Annotated in this window: 24 protein-coding genes; 22 read left to right on the forward strand and 2 right to left on the reverse strand. The window is 39.3% G+C overall.

Features of this window, described 5'->3' with window-relative positions; translation table 11 throughout:
- Positions 1–13 precede the first annotated feature (13 nt).
- From tssH to AN389_RS13725, 17 genes are all read left to right on the forward strand, one after another.
- A complete protein-coding gene (gene tssH, locus AN389_RS13645) occupies positions 14–2617 on the forward strand; it encodes a type VI secretion system ATPase TssH (RefSeq protein ID WP_055020035.1) in 2604 nt (867 codons plus the stop codon).
- A 237-nt stretch (positions 2618–2854) separates the two neighbouring features.
- Positions 2855–3334, forward strand: coding sequence for a type VI secretion system tube protein Hcp (locus AN389_RS13650; RefSeq protein WP_024032870.1), 480 nt, complete (start codon positions 2855–2857; stop codon positions 3332–3334).
- A 74-nt stretch (positions 3335–3408) separates the two neighbouring features.
- Complete coding sequence (locus tag AN389_RS13655) at positions 3409–5286, forward strand: type VI secretion system Vgr family protein (RefSeq protein WP_055018323.1); 1878 nt, start codon at positions 3409–3411, stop codon at positions 5284–5286.
- A 7-nt stretch (positions 5287–5293) separates the two neighbouring features.
- Positions 5294–5650 (forward strand): hypothetical protein, encoded by a 357-nt coding sequence (locus tag AN389_RS13660; RefSeq protein WP_055020036.1) that lies wholly within the window; start codon positions 5294–5296, stop codon positions 5648–5650.
- 37 nt (positions 5651–5687) lie between these two features.
- On the forward strand, positions 5688–5978 hold the full coding sequence (locus tag AN389_RS13665) for a PAAR domain-containing protein (RefSeq protein ID WP_055015739.1): 291 nt from the start codon (positions 5688–5690) through the stop codon (positions 5976–5978).
- A gap of 2 nt (positions 5979–5980) precedes the next feature.
- Entirely contained in the window at positions 5981–7006 is a 1026-nt protein-coding gene (locus AN389_RS13670; protein ID WP_055015738.1) for a hypothetical protein, read from the forward strand.
- On the forward strand, positions 7003–7854 hold the full coding sequence (locus AN389_RS13675; protein ID WP_055020037.1) for a hypothetical protein: 852 nt from the start codon (positions 7003–7005) through the stop codon (positions 7852–7854). The genes AN389_RS13670 and AN389_RS13675 overlap by 4 nt, the downstream gene beginning before the upstream one ends.
- Positions 7854–12269, forward strand: a complete 4416-nt coding sequence (locus AN389_RS13680; protein WP_235575978.1) for an RHS repeat-associated core domain-containing protein — start codon at positions 7854–7856, stop codon at positions 12267–12269. Before AN389_RS13675 ends, AN389_RS13680 begins: the two co-directional genes overlap by 1 nt.
- Positions 12270–12273: 4 nt before the next feature.
- Positions 12274–12675: a hypothetical protein gene (locus AN389_RS13685; RefSeq protein WP_055020038.1), complete on the forward strand. Its 402-nt coding sequence runs from the start codon at positions 12274–12276 to the stop codon at positions 12673–12675.
- 17 nt (positions 12676–12692) lie between these two features.
- Positions 12693–12932 carry a hypothetical protein gene (locus tag AN389_RS13690; RefSeq protein WP_055020039.1) on the forward strand — a complete coding sequence of 80 codons (240 nt, stop codon included), beginning with the start codon at positions 12693–12695 and terminating at the stop codon, positions 12930–12932.
- Between the two features lie 11 nt (positions 12933–12943).
- Complete coding sequence (locus tag AN389_RS13695; protein WP_055020040.1) at positions 12944–13429, forward strand: hypothetical protein; 486 nt, start codon at positions 12944–12946, stop codon at positions 13427–13429.
- A 135-nt stretch (positions 13430–13564) separates the two neighbouring features.
- Positions 13565–14476 carry a hypothetical protein gene (locus tag AN389_RS13700; RefSeq protein ID WP_055020041.1) on the forward strand — a complete coding sequence of 304 codons (912 nt, stop codon included), beginning with the start codon at positions 13565–13567 and terminating at the stop codon, positions 14474–14476.
- Positions 14476–14955 carry a hypothetical protein gene (locus AN389_RS13705; RefSeq protein ID WP_146258086.1) on the forward strand — a complete coding sequence of 160 codons (480 nt, stop codon included), beginning with the start codon at positions 14476–14478 and terminating at the stop codon, positions 14953–14955. Before AN389_RS13700 ends, AN389_RS13705 begins: the two co-directional genes overlap by 1 nt.
- 78 nt (positions 14956–15033) lie before the next feature.
- Positions 15034–15300 (forward strand): hypothetical protein, encoded by a 267-nt coding sequence (locus tag AN389_RS13710; RefSeq protein ID WP_055020043.1) that lies wholly within the window; start codon positions 15034–15036, stop codon positions 15298–15300.
- Positions 15301–15382: 82 nt separating this feature from the next.
- Complete coding sequence (locus tag AN389_RS13715; RefSeq protein WP_055020044.1) at positions 15383–16162, forward strand: hypothetical protein; 780 nt, start codon at positions 15383–15385, stop codon at positions 16160–16162.
- Between the two features lie 231 nt (positions 16163–16393).
- A complete protein-coding gene (locus tag AN389_RS13720) occupies positions 16394–16825 on the forward strand; it encodes a DUF6795 domain-containing protein (protein WP_235575979.1) in 432 nt (143 codons plus the stop codon).
- 23 nt (positions 16826–16848) lie between these two features.
- Positions 16849–18015, forward strand: coding sequence for a lipase family protein (locus AN389_RS13725; RefSeq protein WP_055018312.1), 1167 nt, complete (start codon positions 16849–16851; stop codon positions 18013–18015).
- A gap of 14 nt (positions 18016–18029) precedes the next feature.
- Here the strand turns inward: AN389_RS13725 and soxR are convergent, their stop codons facing one another.
- Positions 18030–18491, reverse strand: a complete 462-nt coding sequence (gene soxR, locus AN389_RS13730) for a redox-sensitive transcriptional activator SoxR (RefSeq protein ID WP_055020046.1) — start codon at positions 18489–18491, stop codon at positions 18030–18032.
- Positions 18492–18568: 77 nt separating this feature from the next.
- On the opposite strand from soxR, the gene AN389_RS13735 reads away from it, so the two are divergent.
- The 5 genes from AN389_RS13735 (at position 18569) to AN389_RS13755 (ending at position 22499) form a co-directional block, all read left to right on the forward strand.
- On the forward strand, positions 18569–19042 hold the full coding sequence (locus tag AN389_RS13735; RefSeq protein ID WP_055020047.1) for a flavodoxin family protein: 474 nt from the start codon (positions 18569–18571) through the stop codon (positions 19040–19042).
- A gap of 65 nt (positions 19043–19107) precedes the next feature.
- Entirely contained in the window at positions 19108–19620 is a 513-nt protein-coding gene (locus AN389_RS13740) for a DsrE family protein (RefSeq protein ID WP_055020048.1), read from the forward strand.
- A complete protein-coding gene (locus AN389_RS13745; RefSeq protein WP_235575980.1) occupies positions 19620–20243 on the forward strand; it encodes a GDSL-type esterase/lipase family protein in 624 nt (207 codons plus the stop codon). Before AN389_RS13740 ends, AN389_RS13745 begins: the two co-directional genes overlap by 1 nt.
- Before the next feature lie 125 nt (positions 20244–20368).
- A complete protein-coding gene (locus AN389_RS13750; RefSeq protein ID WP_055020055.1) occupies positions 20369–21919 on the forward strand; it encodes an EAL domain-containing protein in 1551 nt (516 codons plus the stop codon).
- Between the two features lie 58 nt (positions 21920–21977).
- Positions 21978–22499, forward strand: coding sequence for a hypothetical protein (locus AN389_RS13755; protein ID WP_055020049.1), 522 nt, complete (start codon positions 21978–21980; stop codon positions 22497–22499).
- Between the two features lie 34 nt (positions 22500–22533).
- On the opposite strand, the gene AN389_RS13760 is transcribed toward AN389_RS13755, so the two are convergent.
- Positions 22534–24783, reverse strand: a complete 2250-nt coding sequence (locus AN389_RS13760) for a TonB-dependent receptor (protein WP_055020050.1) — start codon at positions 24781–24783, stop codon at positions 22534–22536.
- Between the last annotated feature and the right edge of the window lie 210 nt (positions 24784–24993).

Here is a 24993-nt window from a genome sequence, read left to right on the forward strand (position 1 = left end):
AAAGGAACACTGTATGTCTTCGATGACACTCAATAAATTAGTTGAAAAACTAAGCCCTGATTGCAGAAAAAGCCTAGAGGCGGCGGTTGCAATTTGTAATAGCAGAAGCCACTTTACAGTGGAGCTTGAACACTGGTTACTTGCCATGATTGAGCAGCAACTAGATGACGTTAGGCTTATTTTTGGCTCTTTTGACATTGATATAGAAAAAGTAAAACAAGACTTAAATCAATCTCTAGAAGCGTTTAAAACCGGTAGCGAGTCATCACCTAGTTTATCTGTGCATGTTACGAGTCTATTAAAGCAATCTTGGTTAAGTACCAGTATTGAGTTTACTGATAACCAAATTCGCAGTGCCTACGTTATTTATACGCTTGTAAAAGACGATACCTTGTCGAGCTTGGTAACACGCTGTAGTAAGTTATTTAATAAAATAGAGCCAGGGCAGTTACTCCATGCATGGCCAGAAATAGTCGCTCAATCGCAAGAGCGTAATCACTCAGTACAAAGCACGGCTAGCCAATCGGCTACAAACTCTAAAACACCGAGCCTTGATCAATTTACTGTTGATTTAACGGCGCAAGCAAAAGCCGGAAAAATAGATCCTATTTTGGGCCGCGACTTCGAAATTCGCCAAATGGTAGATATTTTAACTAGGCGTCGTCAAAACAACCCAATTTTAACCGGTGAAGCGGGTGTAGGTAAAACAGCTGTAGTTGAAGGCTTAGCTTTAAGAATCGCACAAAAAGATGTACCGGCTGTGCTGCAGAATGTGAAAATTCACAGCTTAGATTTAGCACTATTACAAGCTGGCGCTGGCATGAAAGGCGAGTTTGAAAATCGTCTTAAATCATTAATTAACGAAGTGAAAAATTCAGTTAACCCAGTTATTTTATTTATTGATGAAGCTCATACGATGATTGGTAGCGGTGGAGCCGCAGGCCAAAACGATGCTGCTAACTTATTAAAACCAGCACTAGCCCGTGGCGAGCTTAGAACCATTGCTGCTACAACGTGGGCTGAATATAAAAAGTTTTTTGAAAAGGATGCTGCGCTAACACGTCGTTTCCAAGTGGTGAAAGTAGAAGAGCCAACGCCAGAAAAAGCCGTGGCTATGTTACGTGGTTTAGTACCTGTGATGGAAAAACACCATAAAGTGTTTATATCTGAGCAGGCTCTTGAAAGTGCAGTGCACTTATCGCATCGCTATATTACGGCAAGGCAATTACCCGATAAAGCCGTGGCATTATTAGATACTGCCTGCGCACGGGTAGCAATGAGCCAAGCATCTACACCAAACACTATAGAGCAACTTGTAAATCGTTTAAGTGAAATAGAAACACAAGTGCAGATGCTACACCGTGAACAAAAAACAGGTTTAGATCATTCAGTGCAATTAGATACACTTAAAACTGAACTTGTAACTATTGAAGAGCAGTTAGCGCCATTAGCAGAGCAATTTAAAGTAGAAAAAGAAATTGTTGCTGAGCTTAATAAGGCACTCGAGTCTATTAACTCAGATCAAGAAAATTCATCAGATGAAATTTTAGCCAACCTTAAGCAGAGCAAAGAAAAGTTAACTGCTTTTGAACATAATATGGTTCATTGGCAAGTGGATGAAGAGCTTATTGCACAGGTTATATCAGATTGGACTGGCATCCCTGTAGGTAAAATGCACGAAGATGAAATACATGGCATTTTAAACCTTGCACAGGAAATGAAAAAACGCGTAGTAGGGCAAGATCACGCGTTAGATTTAATCGCTAAAGTAGTGCAAACATCTCGCGCTCAACTAGCAGATGAAAGCCGACCTAATGGCATTTTTATGCTGGCAGGCCCAAGTGGTGTAGGTAAAACTGAGACTGCACTATCGCTAGCGCAGGAGGTGTACGGCAGTGAAGAGAATGTCACTGTTATTAATATGTCTGAATTTAAAGAAGAGCATAAAGTGTCGCTACTGCTTGGTTCACCTCCTGGTTATGTAGGCTATGGCGAAGGTGGCATATTAACCGAAGCCGTAAGAAGAAAACCATACAGCGTAGTACTGCTTGATGAAATGGAAAAAGCACACCCTGGTGTACAAGATATTTTTTATCAAGTGTTTGATAAAGGTACAATAAAAGACGGTGAAGGCCGTGATATCGACTTCAAAAATACAATTATAATTATGACCTCAAATGTGGGTACTGATACCACTATGAGCTTATTTGAAGACGAAGAAAGTAAGCCAAGTATTAAAGGCTTATTAAAAGCATTACAAGATGATTTACTCGCTTCATTTAAGCCTGCTTTTTTAGGTCGTATTAATGTAATTCCGTACATCCCTCTAAGTGACGATATTCTTTCAGAAATTGCCTCATTACAAATAGCGAAAATTGTAAAACGCGTTAATAAGCATTACGACGCTGAGCTTAAATATGAAAGTGATGTAATAGAATATATTATTGATAATTGCCAAAATGCAGGGTCCGGTGCTAGGAACATACACACTATTTTGCAAAATAAATTATTGCCTTTATTATCTGAAGTTTTACTTTCAAGCATGATTGATGATAAAGAAATAAATAGTATAAAGTTGGCTGTAAAAGATAATGAATTTGATATTGAGTTAAATTAAAGTTTATTTAAATTAACTCTCTATTAAGGTTGTTTCTTTATTTTTAGGGTATTATAATTTTGTTGCCTTAAATCACTACATGGAATTTTGAGACATTGTCTTCATCTAAGGAAAGGAATCTGAAGGCCTTTTCATTGCTGTATTAAAGATAATGATTTCAAAGGAATTTTTGGGAAACCAAAGTAAATAATCCAGTCTAAATGGATAACATTGTTTAATTAAAAGGAGCATTATCAAATGCAAGCAAATACATATTTAAAATACGGTTCAATCAAAGGCGAAACTACAGCTGAATCTTTCAAAGATTTAATCACAGTATTATCTTTAGATTGGAACGTAAGCCGTGAAATTAGTGCAGCAACTGGTACAGCAATGGACCGTGAGTCTAGCTCTACTCGTCTTGGCGATGTAACTATCACTAAACTTCAAGATAAAGCATCTCCGGATCTTTTCAAAGAAGCAACTATTGGTAAAGGCCTTCCAGCTATTTTCCATATCACTAAACAAGGTGATAAAGTTGAAGAAATCATGAAAATCGAACTTACAGATGCAATGATTTCTAGCTACTCTGTATCAGTTCAAAACGATCGTCCTATTGAAACAATCACTATCAGCTACACAGAAATGATGATGACTGTTACTCCAACAGACGACAAAAATAACATTACTGCTCCACTTGTATACGGTTACAGCGGTGTTAAAGGTCAACAAATGTAATTTTTGTTACCTTATAATGGCTCTGGGCTTTTGCTCAGAGCTTTTTTTGATCTTTAGGATGGGAAAGGCAAGGAATGCAACAAGCAACACAAGATAATAACGTAATTCAAATTAGCACCCCTGCTGGTAAAGATGCCCTCTATTTAACCCGATTTGTTGCCCAAGAGGCAATGTCAGATTTATTTGTTATGTCTGCCAATATGTACACGATTGGTAAACAAATAGCGCACGAAGATTTAGTAGGTAAGCCTGTATCTATTAAAGTAAAAAATGCTCAAGGCGGTGGTGAGCGTTACTATCACGGAATAGTAAGTCACTTAGTTTCAAATGGTAGCCGCACAGCTGATGTAGAAGAACAAAAAAACTATATAGATTACCAAGCAACTATCGTCCCGTTTGCAGCATCAATGCGCAATCGTAAAAACAGCCGAATATTCCAAAAGAAAACTATTAAAGAAATTTTTGCTGACTTATTTGGTCAGCATAATGTTGCCTTTAGTGATAAAACCAGTAAAACATACCCTAAATATGAGTACTGCGTTCAGTATCAAGAGTCAGACTTTGACTTTATCCAACGACTTTTTCAACAAGAAGGTATTTTTTACTTTTTTGAGCACACCAATAGCAACCACACACTGGTACTTGCAGATGATATAACTGCATACGAGGTATGTGACGAAGCGAAAGTTGTTTATTCAACTGGCCATTTAAGCGAATCACACGTATCGCGTTGGCAGGGTGGTTTAAGCATAGCACCTGGCAGCTTTAAACGCGTTGGTTACGATTTTAAGCAGCCATCACGCTACCCAGACGGAGAGCAAGCAAACCCAGAGCTCCCGACGCAATCAGTATCAGAAATTTTTGAATACACAGGCGAGCAAGAATGCCACCCGCGCGCAGCTAACTTAGCATCTGTTCAGCTTGAGTCATTACAGCGAGACATGAAGCTTTCTAGTGGTCGTAGTGACTGTCGCTCATTCACTGTGGGTAAACTCTTTAGCTTTAAAAAGCACGAAGACCCACGCCTTGAGGGTAAAACATTTGTCATAACCTCTATGATGACCTCAATTACAGTGCCTAACCAATCTGGTTCGCAACAGTCATCGGTAGAGGAAGTTTATTCAAATCATTTTGAATGTGTCCCAAAAGAAATCCCTTACAGAGCACAAATAAATAAGAAAAAACCGGTAATTAGCGGTGTACAAACTGCAATTGTAACTGGCGATAGCGCCGATGAGATAATGATTGATCAATACGGGCGCGTAAAAGTGCAGTTTGATTGGGACCGAGAAGGCAAAAAGGATTCAAAAAGCTCATGCTGGATCCGTGTAGCGCAAAACTGGGCGGGTAAAAAGTGGGGGGCGTTTTTCTTCCCACGAGTTGGCCAAGAAGTCCTAGTAGACTTTATAAATGGCGACCCAGATCAACCTATTATTAGTGGCGCTGTTTACAACGCAGATTTAATGCCTCCGTACGCATTACCTGGCGAAAAAACACAAAGTGGTATCAAAACACGCTCTACTAAAGAAGGCGGGGCTGATAACTTTAATGAGCTAAGGTTTGAAGATAAAAAAGGCAGCGAGCTTGTTTATATTCAAGCAGAAAAAGACAAACAGCTTTACGTAAAAAATGACCAAAACGACAAAACAGATCATGACCATAATATTGAAATTGGCAACGATCGAAAAGTTGATATTGGCAATAATGAAACCCTTAAAGTGGCTAAAAACCGCAGCGATGATATAGGTGAAAACGACACATTAAAAGTGGGTAAAACACTTAATATTGAGGCGGGTGACGAAATAGTAATTAAAACTGGCTCTGCACAAATTAAAATGAGCAGTAGCGGTAATATAACTATAGAAGGCACTAATATAGATATTAAAGGCAGTAATGTTAAAGTTGATGGTAGTGCCATTACTTTATCTGCCGGTATGATTAAATTAAATTAGTGCAATTATGGAAATAATAAATAGCTTTTACTCAGGGTATAGAAACGGAGTTAATAATAATGGACATGTTGTATATTGTCGTTATGGATTGCCTTATTTAATTTGTTTGCCAATAAATAGGCCTGATGATCCGTTGCTAAATCCTGCATTAACGCATTTAAAAGCGATGAACGGTTATTACGCTAATCAGTTTTTAAGTAATTTACATAACGCATTAAATAGTGAAGATGTTATAACCGCTTTGTATCAATATGCTTTGCAAAGCTCTGTATCTATTTCTGATTATAATAAAGCGGAATTAATTGATACGTTATCGGGTTTAGTTGCTCAAAGTAAGTTATTAATTATTCCTTTATTTGATTAGGTTTATTGTTAAAAAGTAAATAAGACAAGGAGTCTTTATGGGTAAGCCCGCAGCTACAATTGGTCATATGCATGTATGTCCTAAAACAACAGGTACAGTCCCTCATGTTGGCGGCCCTGTTGTGGTTGGCTCTGCTAATGTATTAATAGGTGGAATGCCTGCGGCACGTAAAGGCGATATGTTAGTATGTGTTGGCCCACCCGACAGCATAAAGTCAGGCTCTGGTAGCGTAAAAATTAACGGTAAACCCGCAGCTCGAATGGGTGATGATAGCTCCCACGGCGGAAAAATTGTAGTTGGCAACCCTACTGTATTAATAGGTGGCTAATTTTGCTGTCTACCTACTTAAGTAATCATCAAGCACAATTGCTCAATATAAGTAAGGCGCAGTGCTGCCCTTTTACTTCTGTAGGCTATGTAAAAACGCTCAAAAAAAAGCTGTTAGAAATAACCTGGTTAACCGCTAAAAAAAACAATACTCCTCAATGTTTTACCCAGCCCGATTTAACTCAACTTAGTGCTTTAGTAACTAGCGAACAGAGTCTTGATGTAATTTCTCAGGCATGCATAGAAGTGATGGCTAATTTACCGCAAACAATTAACCTTGCTTTTATAAACGCTTTGCTAAACAGCCCGTCCTTGCATGGCTTAGCAAAGGCAGTTATTTATAAAGTTTTATTACAGCAACACAGCTTTAATTTAATTGCATTAATTGATTTAAATACTCTTTATTTTGCGTTAGCTAATAGCGCTGAACAAGAGGTAACAACAGCCGAAACAGTCGCGCTTATCAGCGCATTCAACCCTAATGCCAATATAAAATTGCTAAAACATGTGTTTGATGAGCTATATAAAAGTGGGCTTGTTAATTCACCGTTAATGTCGCTTTTTTTATTATCACTAAGTTGGGAACAGGTAAACGCGTTAAGTAACTACGCAAGCCACGTTTTAACAGTAGATGATACGTTGCATGTGCTATTACAAAGTGGCTATGTAAAGCTAGTGCCCTTAGCGTGTATGTCGTTAAACCAAGTAGAAAACCCAACAGCTATTATTGCCCTAATAAGGCGTATGCTTGGTGATAAGCTCGACTTACTCGTAAGCTATGACATTCAATTAAGTGCGTTTAATGCTGAACAACAAGCACTAGATGCCTTCAAGCAGCAGTTACAGCAAAATTGGCCTAAATACGAGGAGGAGCTTTGCGTACAACGGTTAGTAGCTGGTAAAGCACTTAATCATAAGTTAAACGCAATAGAAATGTCGGCAATGGACTGTTATAGCCAAGCAATATTCAATTTGTATACCTACTATAAATCGGTGGCTAAAAATGTAAAAGCTGAGGCGCAAGCATGAAGGCGTTTAACGTAAACGTAAGCTGTTTTTCTACGCCTTTGTCGCAAGACATAGATACACTGTTATATGCAGATACTCCAAACTCACCTAACGGTATTAATTGGCAATCATGGAATGCCTTTATTTATGATTGCATAGTAAAAGCGAAAGAACTTTTTGCAAAAGTAGAAGACTCAAACTTGCCACTTGTATGGCTATTGCCAGCACTGGCGTACCAAGATGAGCTAAAGCAGCTTTTAGCAAAAAGTTTTAAACAGTTGTTCCCTGAACATGTAGAGCACTTATTATTTTATGGTGCTGTTGGCGCTAATACGTTAGTACAAATGGCGGGGCAAAAAAAATGGCGTAAGGCAAATGTTATAGCCATTGATGCAACCTATAAAGCCGATAAAAACAATGAGTGGGTATACTTAGGAGTGGGTGGTGCACTGGCGGCTATTGAAACGGTTAAAAGCGGCTGGATGCAAGTAAGCCATGAGCTTGCCCCTTCAATCGATTTTATAAAGCACGACCAACTAGGCGGTATATTTTCAAATATTGCACAGCATAATAAAGACTACATAGACCTTATTTTTGCTCCAGGTAACGGCATACACCAGCAAAGTGACGTATGGCTTACTAATTTACAAAGGCTCAGCAGTTTAATTAATGAGCATACACATTATGAATTACCTAATTACAAATTAGGTAAAATGGGTGCGCTTGAAGGACTTGTCATTTTATATCAATTGTCCTCAAGCCCGGCTATTGTAAATCACTTTAAACACGCGTTAGTGATTTCTCAAGAACAAGCAAAATATCAGGCCGCAGCATCATACTTATGGATAAGTGAGGAAGTACACAACTAATGCAAAGTAATACGGTTGTTTTACAAGGAACGAGTTACCCCATTTGCCTAGTTGCTGGCAAAGGCCAAACGCCGTCAGGTTATGTGCCAACTGTGGCAAACACCCCAGATACAGCTAAACAGCAAATAGCCCAAATTGGTGGTGCGTTAACAGGTGACGCTGCCAAACGTCTTGATGTAATTAATTTACTAAATAGTGCAGGCATTAACTGCCCACGTAGCGCCTCTGCCCGCGAAACAGCAAGCGTACTTACCAAGGCCTTAGTAAGTGGCGCAGTAACGTGTTACCACCAAAAAGCAAAGTCGGCCATTCAAGTAAGCGAGAATACCAATAGCGGAGCAGCGGGCAAAAAGTCGAACAAAAAATCAAGCTCAACCGCATCTGGTAAAAGCGCAACGCAAGCACCTGCAAAAAATACGGGTGGGGCAAGTAATAACACCGCAAGCGAAGAGCCCATTACAAATCAAGAGTGCCGTTCAGATCCGGTATCAATGCTCTCTGGCGAAGAAATTCTCCCGCTTATCGACTTTACCCTAGCAGGCAGCCGCCAATTAGTGTGGCGACGTTTGTACCGCTCATCTCATGCTGATGTGTGCACAACAATGGGTAATGGTTGGCGCCATGACTTTATGGCAAGCCTTACAGAGCATTACTTGCCACCGCCAAAAGTGGGCCCTAAGCAAAAAGGCACCTACTGGTTAGAGTACCAAGACGAGCACGGCGCTAAACATAAATTTGAAAAAGTAAAGCCTGGCCAATCGAGCTATCAGTTAAGTAGTAACCTTGCGCTACATTACCAAACAAATGGTAAGCAAGTACTAGTAACGCCAGACGACCAACACCTTACGTTTAAACCAGGCGAAAGCGCATGGTTGCTTGAAAAAATAATTAACGAAAAAGGCCAAAGCATCGCGTTTTATTACGATGCAAAAGAGCGCCTACACCGCATAGAAGTAAACAAAGTACGTGGCTGTATAATTAGCTACAACGCGCAAGGTTTATTAAGCAAAGTAGCAGCGTACTGCACCGATAAAAACAACAAACAGCAATTGCTATCGCCATTACTAGCAAGCTACGAGTACGACGAAAACAAAAACCTTGTTAAGGCTACTAATCAGCAAAACGAAACTGAGCGCTACGCCTATAATGCCGCTAACTTATTAACAAAGCGTACCCGAGCCAGTGGCTTTAGCCATCATTTTGAGTGGGATAGCTACTCACCTAGCGCTAAATGTATAAAGCAGTGGGGCGATAACAACACCTATACTTACCAGTTTGAATATAACTTAGCAGCTGGTGAAACAACCTGTATAGATTCTCGCGGCCACAAAGAGCACTTTGTACATAACGCACAAGGCAAATTGGTAAAACATACCGACCCTAACGGCAACGTTTGGCAATATACATATAATGCGCAAGGCCAAAAGCTCAGTGAAATTAAGCCCGATAACAGCACAACGCGCTATAGCTATACACCTTATGGCCAATTAGAAACAATAACGCAGCCAGATGGTAGCCAAACCCATTTTGCTTACAACCAACTTGGGCAACGTGTATTAACTACCTTACCTGATGGCCAAACCATTACGCGTAAATACAGTGTGGCTGGCTTATTACAAAGCGAAACCTTTGGCGATGGCCGTACCACGTTATACAGCTACGATAAGCTTGGCCAGTTAACTCAGCATATAAATAAAAACGGCCAAATCACCAAGTTTATATGGAACGAGCAAGGCGAGCTATTAGCAAAGCATTATAACGATGAGCTAATACGTTACAGCTACGACAGCTTAGGCCGCGTAAATGCCACAATTAACAACGCAGGCTTACTCACTCAGTATAAATACAATGACCACGGCCAGCTTACACAAACCATTGCCTTTGATGAAAACGAGCCTGAAAATAAACAGCATCAAAATTTTAGCTACGACGAAGCAGGGCGATTAATTAGCTCGCAAAACAGCAAAGGCGACACCACCGAGCAACACTTTGAAGGGCTAAGCCAACCGCATTGTGTTATTCAACCCGATGGCAGCGCACTGCATTTAACGTACGACAAAGAGCGAAACTTAACAGCTATCGAGCGAAGCGACGGCCACGTATACCGCATAAGTTACGACGCGAACGAAAACCCAACACAAATAACCGGGTTTGATGGCACGCTACAGCAATATAAATACGATGACTGCAACCGTTTAGCCTCAGTAACACAAAGCAACAAACGCCATGTAAAAATAGAGCGTGACAGTTTAGGCCGTGTAACTGCGCAGCATGCAAGCCTTGCCAGTGACTCACAAATCATTAATAACGCCAATTACTACAGTTATAACCTGCAAGGTAAAATTACGCGTGCGCATAATGCACAATCAACACTTAAACAACGCTTTGATAAAGGCGGTAGGCTACTGTGCGCCGAGCAAGTTAATAACCAGCAACAAGCGCATACCCTGAAATACAGTTACGACGAATACGGCAGAAGACAAACCCTTACCCTGCCAGATTCAACCACGCTTAAATACAGCTACAACCAGTTTGGCCAGCTAAGTGCTATTCACTTACAGCAAGCCAATAGCAAAGAGGTTGAACTTGCAAAGCCGCTCGTAACACTAGGCTACGACAGCCAAGGTAATATTAAAACCCAGCAGTTTGGTAACAGTATTACCCTTACTCAACAGTTTGATGTATTCAACCGTTTAACGCAGCAACAGCTTACACATCCAGCGCAAACATTATTTGATACCTGTACGTACAATTACGACAGCGTAAACCAGCTCATTGCCCGTAAAAACGAAGGCGTAAGCAGCCAAAACATTAATTTTGAATACAACAGCCTAGGGCAATTAATACAACAAACATTGGCAAGCCCACGTGCTGATACAACCACACACTACCAGTGGGATAGCTTTGGTAACCCACAAAGTCAGACTGTTCAATCAAACACAAACGATGCAGACACTAAAGATACAAGCACGTGTGATACAGAAACTAGCGATACAGAGAGCTCTTCTATTGATTTAACACGCGCCACGCATAGCGAATACAAAGAATTAGCACCAAATAATAGTGAAAGTAGTAGTAAAAATAGTAGCAATGCAGACTCAGTAGTAAATAATGAAGGCACTAACAACACCACAATAAACAGTGCCACCGACGCCGACCGCCTAACACACTTTGGCGACAGCGACTTTTACTACGACGAGTTCGGTAACCAAATACGCGAAACCGGCAAAGGCATTAAAACCCGCCGTGAATACAACGCGTTTAATCAGTTAAGCTGTTTTAACAGCAACGGCACGCTCACCCAATACGACTACGACCCATTAGGGCGCCGTATTGCCAAGCACACCGAGCAGGGCAAAATTGACTATATTTGGGATAACAACCAGTTAATTGGCGAATGCCAGCACGGTGAATATACGTGGTATATCAACCTGCCGAATCAATTTCACCCAGTAGCGCTGATTAAACAAGGTGAGGTGTACTACTACCACCTAGACCAGCTTAATACCCCACGCTTTGTAACCAACAGCAAAGCAGAAGTCGTATGGGAAAACCAAGCCGATGTGTATGGCTATGAAGAGCCAGAAGCCGAGCCTGACACTAATAAAGAAAACACCTTCACTCAGCCAATTCGTTTTCAAGGACAATATTTAGATGAAGAGAGCGGCTTACATTACAACCGTTATCGTTATTATAGTCCCAAACAACAACGCTTTATAAACCAAGATCCAATTGGCTTAGTGGGTGGCATAAACCACTATCAATATGCGCCGAACCCGGTGAATTGGATGGACCCGTTTGGGTTGAGTTGTAAGGAAAATGCCTGGAATGTATTTCAGAAAAGAACAAAAGGGCACTTTAGTAACAGTAGTGAGGCATCAAAAAGCTATCAAAAAATGAAAGAAGTTGCGGTCTTACCTTTAGGGGAAAAGCCTGAGGTATCAAGTTATCTTCCGCAATCGTACATAGACTCTCATGCTCAGATTTTTAATGAGCTAGGAGGTGCTTTCATTGTTATTGGTAGTTGGACAGAAAATGGTCGCCACCCATCATTGCCTCCTAGAAAATTTGTTGGCTTAGAGCCAGAGATGACTGAACTAATAAATAAATTTAAAAATTCTAATAATGATTGGAAGGTGTTAAGAGATGAATTAAATCTTGGCAATGATGTAGACTTAGAAAATGACAGTATACTTTATGTAAAAATTGAACCTGGAGATAGTCGCTTTTCTTATGAGATGCCTACAGGTAACGAGTTTGGTGCTATTCCTGGGGAATGGGTGCCTGGAGGACAGACTAAATCGGGAACGCGAGAAGCAGCACTAATTGGTTCAGAAAAAGTAGTACATAATAAAAGCCTTGAAGGTTTTGAAAAGTTTTTTTCAAATACTAAAATAATTAAAAAAGGTAAGTAAGCAGATGGATAAAGTTAAAGAGGTAACATTGAATGAATTTTTGTCTTTGGTTGATAAAGGTAACCAGAAAGTATGCGAAAATTGCACAAAAGAGTTATATGTGAGTTGGGGGAATATATCAAAAGAAATGGATCAAGCTCTGGATGTAATCGGAATATTTCAAAATTCAGATTATTACATAGAAAAAAATGGTTATACGGAATTTCATCCTGAAGGAACAAACTATTGGAGTGAAAATGCGCCAATTGCAATTGCATATTACCCCTACCACGAATCAAAAATAAGAGTTTGCAAGAAGTGCTCTACTGTTTTTTTGAATTATACTGACTATGCTGGTCACGCACCCCAAAATAGAATTCGGCAAGTTAGAAAAGATATTATTGCACTTGATGGCTTTCAGGGTTGATGCTGGATTAGTGCCAAATGAATCTGAGATTAGATAAAAAGACTCTAAAACTGTGGCCAATTTTATTGACCACTACAAATGAGCTATTTAGCGGGAATGGTCTTACTGAAGTTGATCTTGAATCACCTTGGGGGAAGCACGTAAATACTAAATATGGTGTAGTTGAAACGTTTACCTTTGAGCGTGACCCTATGACAATAAACCAATTAGGAGATGCTGTTGCAATAATTCCAGCAACTCCGCTCCCAGTTAACTAATAAGGAAATTAATGAATTTACTTAACCCTTTTAATCTTGAGTCTCATTACTCTATTTTTTTTTCAGCTGACCATATCGGGTTTGATGATGAGAAGTTATTTATAGTTTTAGATAGCAAAAATACAATTTTTTTAGGATTAACCCCGGCCAAATTCGGTAATCCCGACATCCCAAACTATTATGTTTATCAATTAGAAATTCGCAAGGAATCTATTAAGTGGTTAATTGATTGTATCGAAAAGAAATTCTGGTTAAGCGCAGCTCAGGGGGGGTTACCTAAAGGACAGTATAGTTATAAAGAAGATGTTGATGGTGAAACCTTAGCTTTATATAGAGAAATGAATATGGGAGCTAAAGGACAAAAGGGTTTTCGTTTTACTAACTTTTCGAGGCCAAATAGGAAAAGAGATAAAAAATTTCAAGACTTTTTTGTAACCGATATTATGTTAATTGAAGGTGGATTATTAGATGAGTTAAAAAAAATCATAAGCTTATAGTTTTGTACTGACGAAATCAAAATAGTATTGATGATGTACTTAGGGTAATAACAAGAATAACTAAACTTAATATTTGACGTTACAGGGCAAATCGATTAAAGCCCACTTAATTTACAAATTAAAAGGAATTATTTAATGTTTGGGAATGAATACCAACGCCACAAAGAAAGACAATTAAAAGTTCGACTTAGTCATGAAATAAATCAAGCAAGGCTATTTAAAGATATTGACAAACTTCCGGGGTTGACTGGCGCTGGAGTTATGTATATTGATTCAAGCTTTACGGTTGTAGAGTTGAGAGCTTATAGTGGCTCATCTTTAACTCGTCCGAAAATAGTACTTCGCGAACAACCAAAAAATATGAATCAGCAAGAGTTTGCAGGTCATTTGAAAAACAGTCAAAGTAGTGCACGAGAGTCACGTTTAGTTGGTGAGGTTGCCGGTACAGTTTTAAGTTGTAGTGCGGCTGTATTAGGTTGGATAGTCGTTTTTGGTAGTGCTGCGGCGATCCCAATTTCTGGCGGAACAAGTTCTGCCGTTACATATTTAGCAGTGGCTGCCAGTACGGCGAGTTCACTTCAATGCATTAACGGTGGTGTCAGAACCTATAACGAAAGCGTAAACCCTGAATTAAACGACTTATATGACTCTAAGGAATGGTATCAGAATGTAACTATGGCGCTTGATGTAGTTTCATTGGCTGGAGCTGCAGCTGCCGGTGCTGCAACTCTAAAAGCAGTTAAACTACTAAAAGCAAATACCAATAAAACTACCGAGGCTCTTCTAAAGGGTCTTTCTAGTAGTGAAAGAAAACGTTTAACCCAAGATATAATTAGGTTGAATCACCCTGGCGTTTCTAACCAAGTATTGAAGAGGATGGTCAGAAGCGGACAATTTCCTAAGCGCTATAGCGGCGTTCAAATTACCCAAGCATTGAGATTACAGCTTAAGGATACTATTGGCGCATCTTTTAGTTTTGGGGGAAGTGCGTTATCTGGAACGGTGAATTCACTCGCAATTGGAATATATGAGGAGTTGAGTAAGTAGTGTCTAAAAACGATGAGGTATTTTTATTATTTCCACCATGGAAGCTTTTACGAAGGTTTCTATTAGTAACAGTGCTCTTACTTTTGGGGACTGTATACTCCGGAATGACTGTGTTAACGCAATACTTTGATACAGAACCTGAGTGGCTGTTAGGAATTTTATTTTCTACAGGGATAGCATTTTGCCTTATAAATTTTAAAGTAAGCCAAGGCTCTTTTTTTTGCGCAAATATATTAAAATTCTATGCTTTATTTTTAGCTGTGATTTGCTTACCGACTTTTATAATTTTAGAAGGTGATGGGTATTATATTGCAACAGTTATCAATATAGCCTTTATGTTGCTCTCTTTTTATTTAATTAAAGGTGAAAAATACCAAGGTCTTATTAAATATCAGTATGATTTTTTTAAAGATATAAAAGACGCTCGTGCTGCTGTCGAAAAAGATATGGCAAAAGGTAACCGAAGGAACAAAAAGTAATAAAATTTTATTTACCTTTATTCAATTTAGAACTCTAGGGAGCTATAAACGCCTAAGCTAAGGCACTATAGAAATAATATGGAACAACAAAACCAACAAACACTAACTAACCTTGTTTACGATATATACGAAAACCCAACTTTAATAGAAGAGTATCAAATGTTTATAAAACCTTTGTTGAGCGATTTAGTTGCCACTGCGCCAGCTGGGTTTGAGGGTATGGCGACGATGATTAATACCCATATTTCTAATGGGTTTAAATTCAAAAACCCTAAAATACAAAAATTTGAACTTGAGTCGGGGCTTTTAAAACTTAAAACATATTTTCAAAAAATAAACCTATAACCCCCATCATAATTACACACTCAATTTTTAATATTAATGCAGCACAAGTGCTGCATTAACGTATTCTCATTAAGGATGATGTATGAGCCTTGTTACCACGAGTATTTTAATGCTGTTTTTACAGCCTTTATTTGTATATTTAGCTCTTTTTAAAGAGTCAGATCGGAGTGTTCAAAACCGTTCACTAGATAACGAAGATGCTATGTATCTATTTATAGCGCCAGGGTTAGCTGTATTTTATCCTGATGACTTTTGGCAGGCGGTACTTTATTTAGGAAGTGTATGCCTACTAGGTTTAATGCTTGCCATTATTGTAAAAAACAAAGCTAAAAAACGATTAACAAGGGATGACGCTATTGGGTTTACTATTGCCAGCTTTTTATTTTTTTGGATTATAAAATTAATTATTGGTGGGGTAGCGTACCTCTTTACCGAAAATGCCACGAATGCTTCATCAGCCGACATAGGCCAGCAAGCTTATTCATCAAATTCAGGTGAGCTTTTAAACTGGGGGTATTTATATTATAAGTTTTGGCCAACCTTATACTTTTTACTCTTAATGCTAGCCACATTAGCTATAAAAATAATAGAGAGTCGGTTTGATAAACATTCATTTTCAGGCTCGCTGCTAATATTGGGCGCCGTTTTAGCTGGCGTATCGCCGTTATTTGGCAATGCTTTTATTTTAGGCGTTATTGCTAACTTTTTTATATTTTTTGTTGTTTGTACGGCATGCATAGAAATTGATAAAAAGAGCGATCCTTCAGCCGGTGCTATTAGTATTATGTATGCTTTTTTGCTTATGGGCGGCATCATGTTTAGTGGCATTGGTAAATTAATATATACACTATTTTATAATTAGATTAGTGATTGTTTTTTGATTAAAAAACATGCAGTATAATTGTACCTAATTAGACCCCTACTTTTCAGTATAAATATGGCTAGTGTAATTAATTAGCCATATACATTAAGTAGTTTATAGCTAGGCCTTGGGAGAGAGTTTGCTTTGTTTTTATCGCGCTTAAAAATTTTTGTGTTGGTGATAGTCTCTATTGCCGTTGTTTTTTTTACTACATCACGGGCTTGTGCAGATATGTTTGGCTTTTTTAATAAACAAGAATTTTATTTATCGGCTCCAGTAAAGGGGCAGTTATTAGATAATGGGCAGCCAGTTGCAAACACTAAAGTAATGCGCTCACTTACCTATGGCGATGAATACGTTGACGATACCACAACAGATGAACAGGGTTATTTTACCTTCACAGAAAAAACAATAAAAACAGGTAAGCCCGCTAATATGTTTGATAACGATTCGTTAGTTCAACATATTTATTTAGAAAACGGTACGCCAGAAGGGATTGTTTTATGGTACACACTTATTTCAATTCATGAAGAAAGTGACACACTTAAAGAACTTCTTGCACACTTAAAGTGTGATATTGGCCAAGAGCCACAAACTTACGATATACCAATTAAAGAAGATACAAGCCACACTTTTGCGATATACACATCATGTAAACTTTAACTATTTATTTAAAGGGAACTTATATGAATACTTTGACACCCACTCAAGCCGTACAATTAGCAAACCTTGCATATAAAGCAAAAAGTATTAAAACTACTAATTTACTCAATCGCACACTTCATGCCTCTTTGCGCGACAATTTTAATTTCTCAGTTAACCCTGGCGCAGTACAAGGCGTAACGGGTAGTTTTTTCTCTCACTTATTTAACTTAAGTACGGGATTTGCCTTAGTAGGGCATGGGCTTGGCGCGTATCAGGGCGATTCGGTTATTACTATTCGCGGTACTAACTCACTAAGGGATGGATTAACCGATGGGCACTTTGGTGTGAGTGGTGGGTCAAATGGCAGTATGGTTCATGCTGGTTTTAATAAGACTTTTTATAGTATGAAGCCTGCGCTGCAAGAGTTTATAGCTGCGAATATTCAAGATAAAGTAACGGGGTGCGTTCATTTAGTTGGTCATAGCTTAGGAGGTGCGTTAGCGACGCTTTCTGCTGATTGGATTAAAGCTGAGTATTCACTTCCTGTAAAATTATACACGTTTGGTTCGCCACGTGTTGGGCTTGAAAGTTTTTCTCGCGCTGCAACATCAAGAATTGATAAAATTTACCGCTGTACACATGGGGCAGACCCAGTGGCTAAAGTGCCTTTATGGCCTTTTTCCCATGCTCCGCATAATGGCCAAGAAATACGTTTAGATAGTGGACAAGGTTTAAAAGGTGCTGCTCATACTCTTGCTGGCACGCCAGGCTATTTAAACACGGCCAATAGCAATAATTGGAACAACTTAACTATACAAGCTAATCACTTTTTAAACATGCCTGTGCGTTTAAAATTTGAAGACAGAAACCAAGCATCATTTACCTCACATTGGGCAGACAAACTAGGTGCGGCATTAATTACCCTTTTAAAAGATGCGGGCTATTACAGCGCAGTTGCTGCCCAAGCTGCCATTGGAACTGGGCTCACCTTTTACGATATGTTGGCGCGAACGCTTGATAAAATAGCTAAAGCGTCAGCCTCGTTTGCAACACAAACATTAGGTTTACTAGGGCATATGTTGGTGTTTGCAGGCAAGGTAATCAGTAAAGCGGTAGAGCTGACTTATAGCTTTATAAAATCTGTATTCGATTCTACCCTAGGGGCTTTATACAGAGCGGCAAAAGAAGGATTAAGTGGCTTAGATTAACCTTAACTTAGGCCTCAATCTCGCTCTAACAAAATAGCACCACTTTGGTTTTCGCCTAAGTGGTCGTTTTTGTTATAAATAGGGCATTTGCTCATTGATAAGCACCCACAACCAATACAGCCATCAACGCGGTCGCGCAAACGCTGCATATACGCTATGCGCTCATCAAGCTGTGCTTGCCATTGCTTTGAAAGGGTTGCCCAGTCTTCTTGTGTGGGTGTGCGCTGCTCAGGTAATGTGGCCAGAGTGAGTTTAATTTTATCAAGTGTTATTCCCATTGCTTGTGCGGCTTTTATAACCGCTATACGGCGCAGCACATCTTTTTTGTAGCGGCGTTGATTGCCGCTATTGCGCCAACTACGTATTAGCCCTTTTGTTTCGTAAAAGTGCAAGGTTGATACTTTTACGCCGCTGCGCTTGGCAACATAACCTACGGTGAGGTTGGCTTCAGTTAATTTTTTTTGATCTGTTTGCATTATTTTAAATTTCCATTTGACCTCAATATAACTTAAGGTTTTAAGCTTCTTTCAACATTAAAAAAGGAGCTAACTAAATGCAACAAAAACTTGAGCGTAGCACTGTTATTATTTACTCAAGCGCACGTAAAAATGGTAATACACAAGCGCACGTTAACAGCTTTGCTGAGCAAAATAATGTGCGGGTAATATGCTTAGATGATTATAAAATAGCACCGTACTGTTATAACAAAAACTATAAAAATGATGATTTTTACGCTGTATTTGAAGCGCTTTTAACGTATGATCATTGGGTGTTTGCCTCACCCGTTTATTGGTACAGCACCACAGTACAAATGAAGTTATTTATTGATAGAATAACCGACTACATGGACGATGAAGCATTAAAACCAAAGTTACGAACGCTGCGTAGTAAGCATTTTTCTGTGCTTTCTAATGCCTCATCAACCGAAGCCCCCGCCTGTTTTATAGAGCAGTTTAAAAATACCTTTAGCTATTTAGGTATGCAGTTTATTAACCACAGCCATAAAAGTACCCAAAAGGTTGCTTAAATTGCAGCCTTTTTTGGTTGTCTCTGGTAGTTTAGTAATCATATTAAAAAACACAGGATTGTTTTATGAAATATTTATTAGGGTTAGTACTGCTTTATAGCTCGTTTGTTAGTGCTAATGAGCAACCAATTAAAGGGTTTGGTAATTATTATGATGTACCCGAGCATGACAAAATTAATGACGCTACAGTATTTAAAATAGTATTTGATGTTGCCGATGGCGCTAAAGAAGGTGAGCAAAATAATGCAATAAATTCGCTAGCGCGTTTTATTAACATGCACGTAGCGCATGGTGTAAAGCCTGAAAATATTCAACTTGCATTAGTTGTGCACGGTAGCGCAAGTGTGGACGTGTTAGCTAATAGCGAATATAAAAAACGCTTTAACGCTGATAATAAAAACCAAGCGTTAATAGAGCAGCTACTAACTAACAATACTAAAGTGTATGTGTGTGGACAATCGGCAACTCATTTTAAAGTAACGCCTGAACTGCTCATTGATGGCGTAAACATGTCTCTTTCTGCGATGACCGCACATGCTCAATTACAACAACAAGGCTATACACTTAATCCATTTTAATGACACAAATAACAAAAAATATACTCTGCTTTGGCGATTCGAATACGTGGGGTTTAAACCCCGAAACAGGTAAACGCTACGATGAAAATACCCGCTGGACAATGCTTTTAAATCAGCAGCTTGGCTCTGAATACAAAGTAATAGAGGCGGGGCAGCCAAATCGTACTTTGGTAAATAACCCGCCATTTTCAGGCAACCTAAACGGTATTAGCTATTTAAAGCCCTACTTAGAGCAGTATGAGGTGAGTACGATTGTTATTGCGCTGGGCACCAACGACTTAAAAAAACGTTTTAACTTAGCGCCTGTAAATATTGCAAGCGGCTTGGCAAGCCTTATCACCTCTATTAAACACTTTTATGCCGATGGCAAGTTACCCAATATAGTGTTATTCGGCCCTTTATTTATTAACCCTCAGCACGCTTTAAGCAATATTTATTTCAATTGTCATCAAAAATTACAGCCCTTAAACGCTCACTTTAAACGTATAGCACAAGAGCATGTGCTTAATTACGTTGATATATCACACCTTAACGCCCCTTTTGGGTGCGATGGTATACATTTAAATTACCAAGGCCATAAGCAGCTTTGCGAGCGGCTAAATCGCGTAATTTCTAAATTATAGTTTAAACAAATCAATAAATTAAAGCGCAAGGGGCTTTAATTATTTTACAAGCTTAATTGCTTTTATGCTCAGGTATGCAATTATTATGGCACCTGAATCACTCACTGCTTATTTTAAAAGGCGTTATGAAACAATATCAACGTAGGTCGTTAATTGCTGTAGTAAGCGGTATCGTCGTTTTTGCGGTATGTGCTAGCACGTTACTTTATTTTGCTGCACAAAAGCTTGGTAGGCAGTTAGCGCGCGATTCAAATTATATTGTTAAACATATAGATGCGGCCGTAAATGAGCGAAGTAAAATTTTATCACATTTAAATAGCCTAAGTGCTGATAGCTGTAATAGTGATAACCTTATTGAAATGCGTCGCGCTTTATTTGATGCACAGTACGTGATAGACATTGGTTTTTTTAAAAATGATGAACTTGTGTGTACAACTGGAGCAGGTAAATTAGCCAAAACTATCCCAGATAACCCACCCGACTATATCCGAGCAGACTCTAACGACAATAAGCCTGTAAGAGTAAGGTACGAGCCGCAATTATATCTGCTTTTGTTCAGTGACCGAGCAATGGAGGTCATTATAGTTAGGCAAGGGAACTATAATTTAATTATTGATAGCCGTGCCTTTAACGATAAAGTGATTGTGTCTACTCAGTGGGAAGTGCTTTACAAAAACAGCGATAACATATTTCATTTAGGTGGCGTTGAAGGTACTTACAAGCAAGTCAAAACGAATGCCTTTTTAGCTTATGAGTCAGTTATAAAATGCAGCAACCACAATCCAGGATACTGCGCGGCCGTGCAGCTGCCATGGAGTCAATTTTTTGCTAATAATCAATTTTTATTAATTATTTCGCTTATTCTTGTATCGTTAGCGGGTGTATCGAGCGGGTTGTTGATTGATTATAGCTTAGCGGCTAGGCGGTCTACAGTGACGCGCGTTCGCAAGGGGTTGAAAAAAGGCTCATTTTATTGGACTTACCAACCTATTATTTGTTTGCACACAGGTAACGTTGTTGGCTGTGAGGCATTGGCTCGCTTTGAAGACAAATACGGGGTTTTGTTCCCAGATCAATTTATTCCTATTATCCGAAAAACAAATTTAACGTGGCGCTTTACTCAAGCCATGATTGAAAAAGTACTTTGTGAACTCACAACCGTTGAGGCATTACCGCGCCATTTTAAAGTGTCTATTAATATTTTTCCGTGCGATGTTGAAACAGGCAATATTGCACTTTTAAAAGATATACCGGCACTCACTGATTCGCGGTTTATTATTTGTTTAGAAATAACAGAAGATGAATATTTAGACTCAACCGTTGCCCATACTCATTTTAAAAATTTGGTTGAGGCGGGTTTTAATTTATCGATAGATGATTTTGGTACGGGTTATTCTAATTTAAAAAATCTACAAAATTTGAGCTTCCATCAACTTAAAATTGACCGCACCTTTGTGCAAGATATAGCAACAGAAGGCTTAAAGGCATCGATGATCCCTAATATTATGGCCTTAGTGCGTAAATTTAACTACACCTGTGTGGCAGAAGGCATAGAGACCAATGAACAAGAAGCCATACTAAAACAAGCGGGCGTACACTACGGCCAAGGCTGGAAATATGCCAAGCCCATGGCACTTCGAGAGTTTAAAGCGTATTTAAAATTACAGACGGTTTAAACGTGTTTTACTATATACACGTACCAGTATGGTATTTGTAACAGTGTAAGGTTTTAAAATGATCAAAATAATAGCCAGCGGATTGATGGTGTTAATGCTTAGTGCGTGCTCAGCTCAATACCCAAACCAGAAAATTACCGGTAAGCAGTTTCCCACTATTAGCGGGCAAAGCCTAGAGCAGAAAAGCGTAACCATACCAAGTGACTTTAAAGCCGATAAAACCTTGTTACTCATTGGCTATAAACAAGATAGCCAATTTGACATAGACCGCTGGTTGATTGGCTTAGACATGGCAGGAGTTACATTACCCACTTACGAACTACCTACCATAGCAGGGATGGCCCCGCGTATGTTTAGTACATTTATAGACAGCGGTATGCGCAAGGGTATTCCTAAAGAGCTATGGGGCGGGGTAATCACTATTTATGAAGATGGCGAAGCTGTGCAAAAATTCACAGGTAATAATAACCCTAATAATACACGCGTTATTTTAATAGACAGTAAAGGTAAAGTTTTACACTTTTACGACAGGGGGTTTTCGGTAGAGGCGCTTAAAAACCTTAAAGAAAAAATTAAATAAAGGGAGCTAAGCTCCCTTTAATCATTAAGTGTATTTAAAACGCATAACTTACACTAAAGCGCGTAGTACGTGGCATGATATAGCGGCCATTTGGGGCATCGGCATTACGCGGGTCGCCCTCTGTTATACCTTGCTCATCTGTTAAGTTATCAATGGCCAGTTGTAGTTTTATGCCTTCCATAGGTTCTAAAATTAAACCTAAGTCTACTTTTTCGTAGCCATCAAGAGTCACCGTGTTTTCGTTGTTACCAAAGCGATCATCAACAGCCGACAGTGTGCCATATAATGTGGCATACATACCTTGTAGCTCAAAGTCGTAGCTAGGTGTGATACGCACTTGCCATTTTGGTTGACGTTGAGACTCATTCCCTTCATTGGTAGGGCTTTGGGTTATTTCAGTTTCTTGTAATGTGGTATTTAAATTAACCGAAAAACCCGACTGATGATTAAAGTTATAATCCAGCTCAACACCGTACGCTTCGTTTGTCAAAATTTCTGCAGGTACACCTGGGCGGCGTACAAATGTATCGCCTTTTACTTCATTAACAAACAAAGTGGCGTAAAAGTCTGTAGAGTCAGAAATTAGCTTGTAACCAAATTCGCCTTGGGTTACTTCTTTAATTAGCTTTTCGCCGCTTTCATAAGCGCTAAAGTTATCTCTAAAGTCATCAAAGTAAGGCATTTTATAACCACGGTTTACACGTGCAAATACACCCATGTCATCGTTTATTGAATAATTTATACCCGTAGTCCATGATGTTTTACTTTCATCATAGTTAACTGCTTTGGTAATAATGCCATCGAGGCCTTCATCAACACTGTATTCTACTTCATGGCTTTCGTGGCGCACGCCGGCATCTAAGGTAAAGTCTTCAGCAAATTTGTATTGAGCTGTTACATAATATGCATGGGTGCGCGCATCACCTGTTGAGCTTATATCGTAGTTAAAATCACAGCCATCAGTACTTTGATTACATTCAATGCCAGTTAGCGACTCGCCACCTGCTTCTAATACGTGGTAAGCCGTATTACCTAAGCTCCACCAATCGTTTGCAGATGTAGTAGCTGTGTAGTAACCAAAAGTGGCTGATAAATCATCAAATTGCTTTGAAAAAGCTAAATCGTTAGTAAATGAGCTAATTTCTTTAAGTACAACCCAACGGCCAAGTTGTTGTATTGGGGTGTCGCTTGCGTATTCTTTATTGGTTACTGCACCAAATGCGGTTTGCCCGTTATCTGCAACTGCGCCAACCGTGGTTGCTGAGCCACTTGGCACTAACCCGTATGTATTGGCATCTCCTTTAGTTATATTAAATCGGTCAGAAAATTGCCAGCCATTATCAAGCTCTAGCTTAATGCTACCGCCTGTAACATGGCCATCCCAACCTCGGCCATCACCTAAGTCTATATCGTGTGATTGTGCGTCAGGGCCTGTGAATATAGTGGCTTGGCGGTTTAACGTACCAAGTTGCGTATACTCTGCGTCAATCCCTTCTATATTAAGAGGGGTAGGTAAGTACCATGCACCATGATCATCTGTTTGGCGGGTATAAAAGTTAAGCTCGCCGTTATCTAAATCTTTAGTAATATTAATGGTAAATTGGCTGCCTTTCTCAGAGGTAAAACCTGCATCACGGATACCCGGTGAGCTTTTTACATATCCGCCAACCATAAAGTATAAATCGTCAGTAATTTCACCACTAATAACAGCATCTACACGTTGTAAGTCGTAATCTGATGTGGTGTATTTAAATAAGCCTTCGGTGTCTTCACTGCCACGTTTTAGCCTAAAGTTAGTTGTTAAACCGGGTTGGCCGTTTGATAAAACAGGGTTTGGTCCGCCCCGTAAAGCTTCCATAGTTTCAATGGTTTCATCAATTCTAAATAGTGAGGAGTTTTCTAAAAACGATAGTGTAGGGGCTGGGTAAATGGGCGAGCCTTCAATGCTTAAGGTTAGAAATGGCGCGTCACCGCCGCCAGGAAAACCACGTACAAATACATTAGCGCCCGATTCACCCCCTGAGCTTTCAACCCAAACCCCAGGTACCGCTTTAAACAGGTCGGCAGTGCTTTTTGGTGAAAGCTTAATAATTTGTTGGCTATCGATATTTGTAACAGCGTAGCCTGCATCAATTTTTCTGATGCCAACGCCTGTAGGTGTGCCCGAAACAACAATACGCTCAACCTTAGTTTCTGCTGCTTGCTCTTGTGCAAAGGTGCTGTGAGAGCCCAAGGCTAAAGTTATAGCGCACGCTAATGTACTTTTTGCTTTATTGAATGTCATGTGTGATCCCGTTTTTAGTGTGTTAAACAGTGTGTTTTTTACTGCCTGCAGATAACGTTTTTATGTAAACAGGCTGTATATGGTGAAACCATAAAGATTAATGCAAACGTTTGCAATATTTATTTGTAAATTATTTATGAATTTAATTGTGTGAATATTGAGCGCAATACTCGAGGTATGGTTTTTTTAGCCAGTGAGGCAAGCCAGAGA

The organism is Pseudoalteromonas sp. P1-7a (assembly GCF_001401855.1).
Lineage (GTDB): Bacteria > Pseudomonadota > Gammaproteobacteria > Enterobacterales > Alteromonadaceae > Pseudoalteromonas.

Coding starts and splice junctions, on each gene's coding strand:
- tssH (WP_055020035.1), top strand. CDS start 14: ATGTCTTCGATGACACTCAATAAATTAGTTGAAAAACTAAGCCCTGAT.
- AN389_RS13650 (WP_024032870.1), top strand. CDS start 2,855: ATGCAAGCAAATACATATTTAAAATACGGTTCAATCAAAGGCGAAACT.
- AN389_RS13655 (WP_055018323.1), top strand. CDS start 3,409: ATGCAACAAGCAACACAAGATAATAACGTAATTCAAATTAGCACCCCT.
- AN389_RS13660 (WP_055020036.1), top strand. CDS start 5,294: ATGGAAATAATAAATAGCTTTTACTCAGGGTATAGAAACGGAGTTAAT.
- AN389_RS13665 (WP_055015739.1), top strand. CDS start 5,688: ATGGGTAAGCCCGCAGCTACAATTGGTCATATGCATGTATGTCCTAAA.
- AN389_RS13675 (WP_055020037.1), top strand. CDS start 7,003: ATGAAGGCGTTTAACGTAAACGTAAGCTGTTTTTCTACGCCTTTGTCG.
- AN389_RS13680 (WP_235575978.1), top strand. CDS start 7,854: ATGCAAAGTAATACGGTTGTTTTACAAGGAACGAGTTACCCCATTTGC.
- AN389_RS13685 (WP_055020038.1), top strand. CDS start 12,274: ATGGATAAAGTTAAAGAGGTAACATTGAATGAATTTTTGTCTTTGGTT.
- AN389_RS13690 (WP_055020039.1), top strand. CDS start 12,693: ATGAATCTGAGATTAGATAAAAAGACTCTAAAACTGTGGCCAATTTTA.
- AN389_RS13695 (WP_055020040.1), top strand. CDS start 12,944: ATGAATTTACTTAACCCTTTTAATCTTGAGTCTCATTACTCTATTTTT.
- AN389_RS13700 (WP_055020041.1), top strand. CDS start 13,565: ATGTTTGGGAATGAATACCAACGCCACAAAGAAAGACAATTAAAAGTT.
- AN389_RS13710 (WP_055020043.1), top strand. CDS start 15,034: ATGGAACAACAAAACCAACAAACACTAACTAACCTTGTTTACGATATA.
- AN389_RS13715 (WP_055020044.1), top strand. CDS start 15,383: ATGAGCCTTGTTACCACGAGTATTTTAATGCTGTTTTTACAGCCTTTA.
- AN389_RS13720 (WP_235575979.1), top strand. CDS start 16,394: ATGTTTGGCTTTTTTAATAAACAAGAATTTTATTTATCGGCTCCAGTA.
- AN389_RS13725 (WP_055018312.1), top strand. CDS start 16,849: ATGAATACTTTGACACCCACTCAAGCCGTACAATTAGCAAACCTTGCA.
- soxR (WP_055020046.1), bottom strand. CDS start 18,491: ATGCAAACAGATCAAAAAAAATTAACTGAAGCCAACCTCACCGTAGGT.
- AN389_RS13735 (WP_055020047.1), top strand. CDS start 18,569: ATGCAACAAAAACTTGAGCGTAGCACTGTTATTATTTACTCAAGCGCA.
- AN389_RS13740 (WP_055020048.1), top strand. CDS start 19,108: ATGAAATATTTATTAGGGTTAGTACTGCTTTATAGCTCGTTTGTTAGT.
- AN389_RS13745 (WP_235575980.1), top strand. CDS start 19,620: ATGACACAAATAACAAAAAATATACTCTGCTTTGGCGATTCGAATACG.
- AN389_RS13750 (WP_055020055.1), top strand. CDS start 20,369: ATGAAACAATATCAACGTAGGTCGTTAATTGCTGTAGTAAGCGGTATC.
- AN389_RS13755 (WP_055020049.1), top strand. CDS start 21,978: ATGATCAAAATAATAGCCAGCGGATTGATGGTGTTAATGCTTAGTGCG.
- AN389_RS13760 (WP_055020050.1), bottom strand. CDS start 24,783: ATGACATTCAATAAAGCAAAAAGTACATTAGCGTGCGCTATAACTTTA.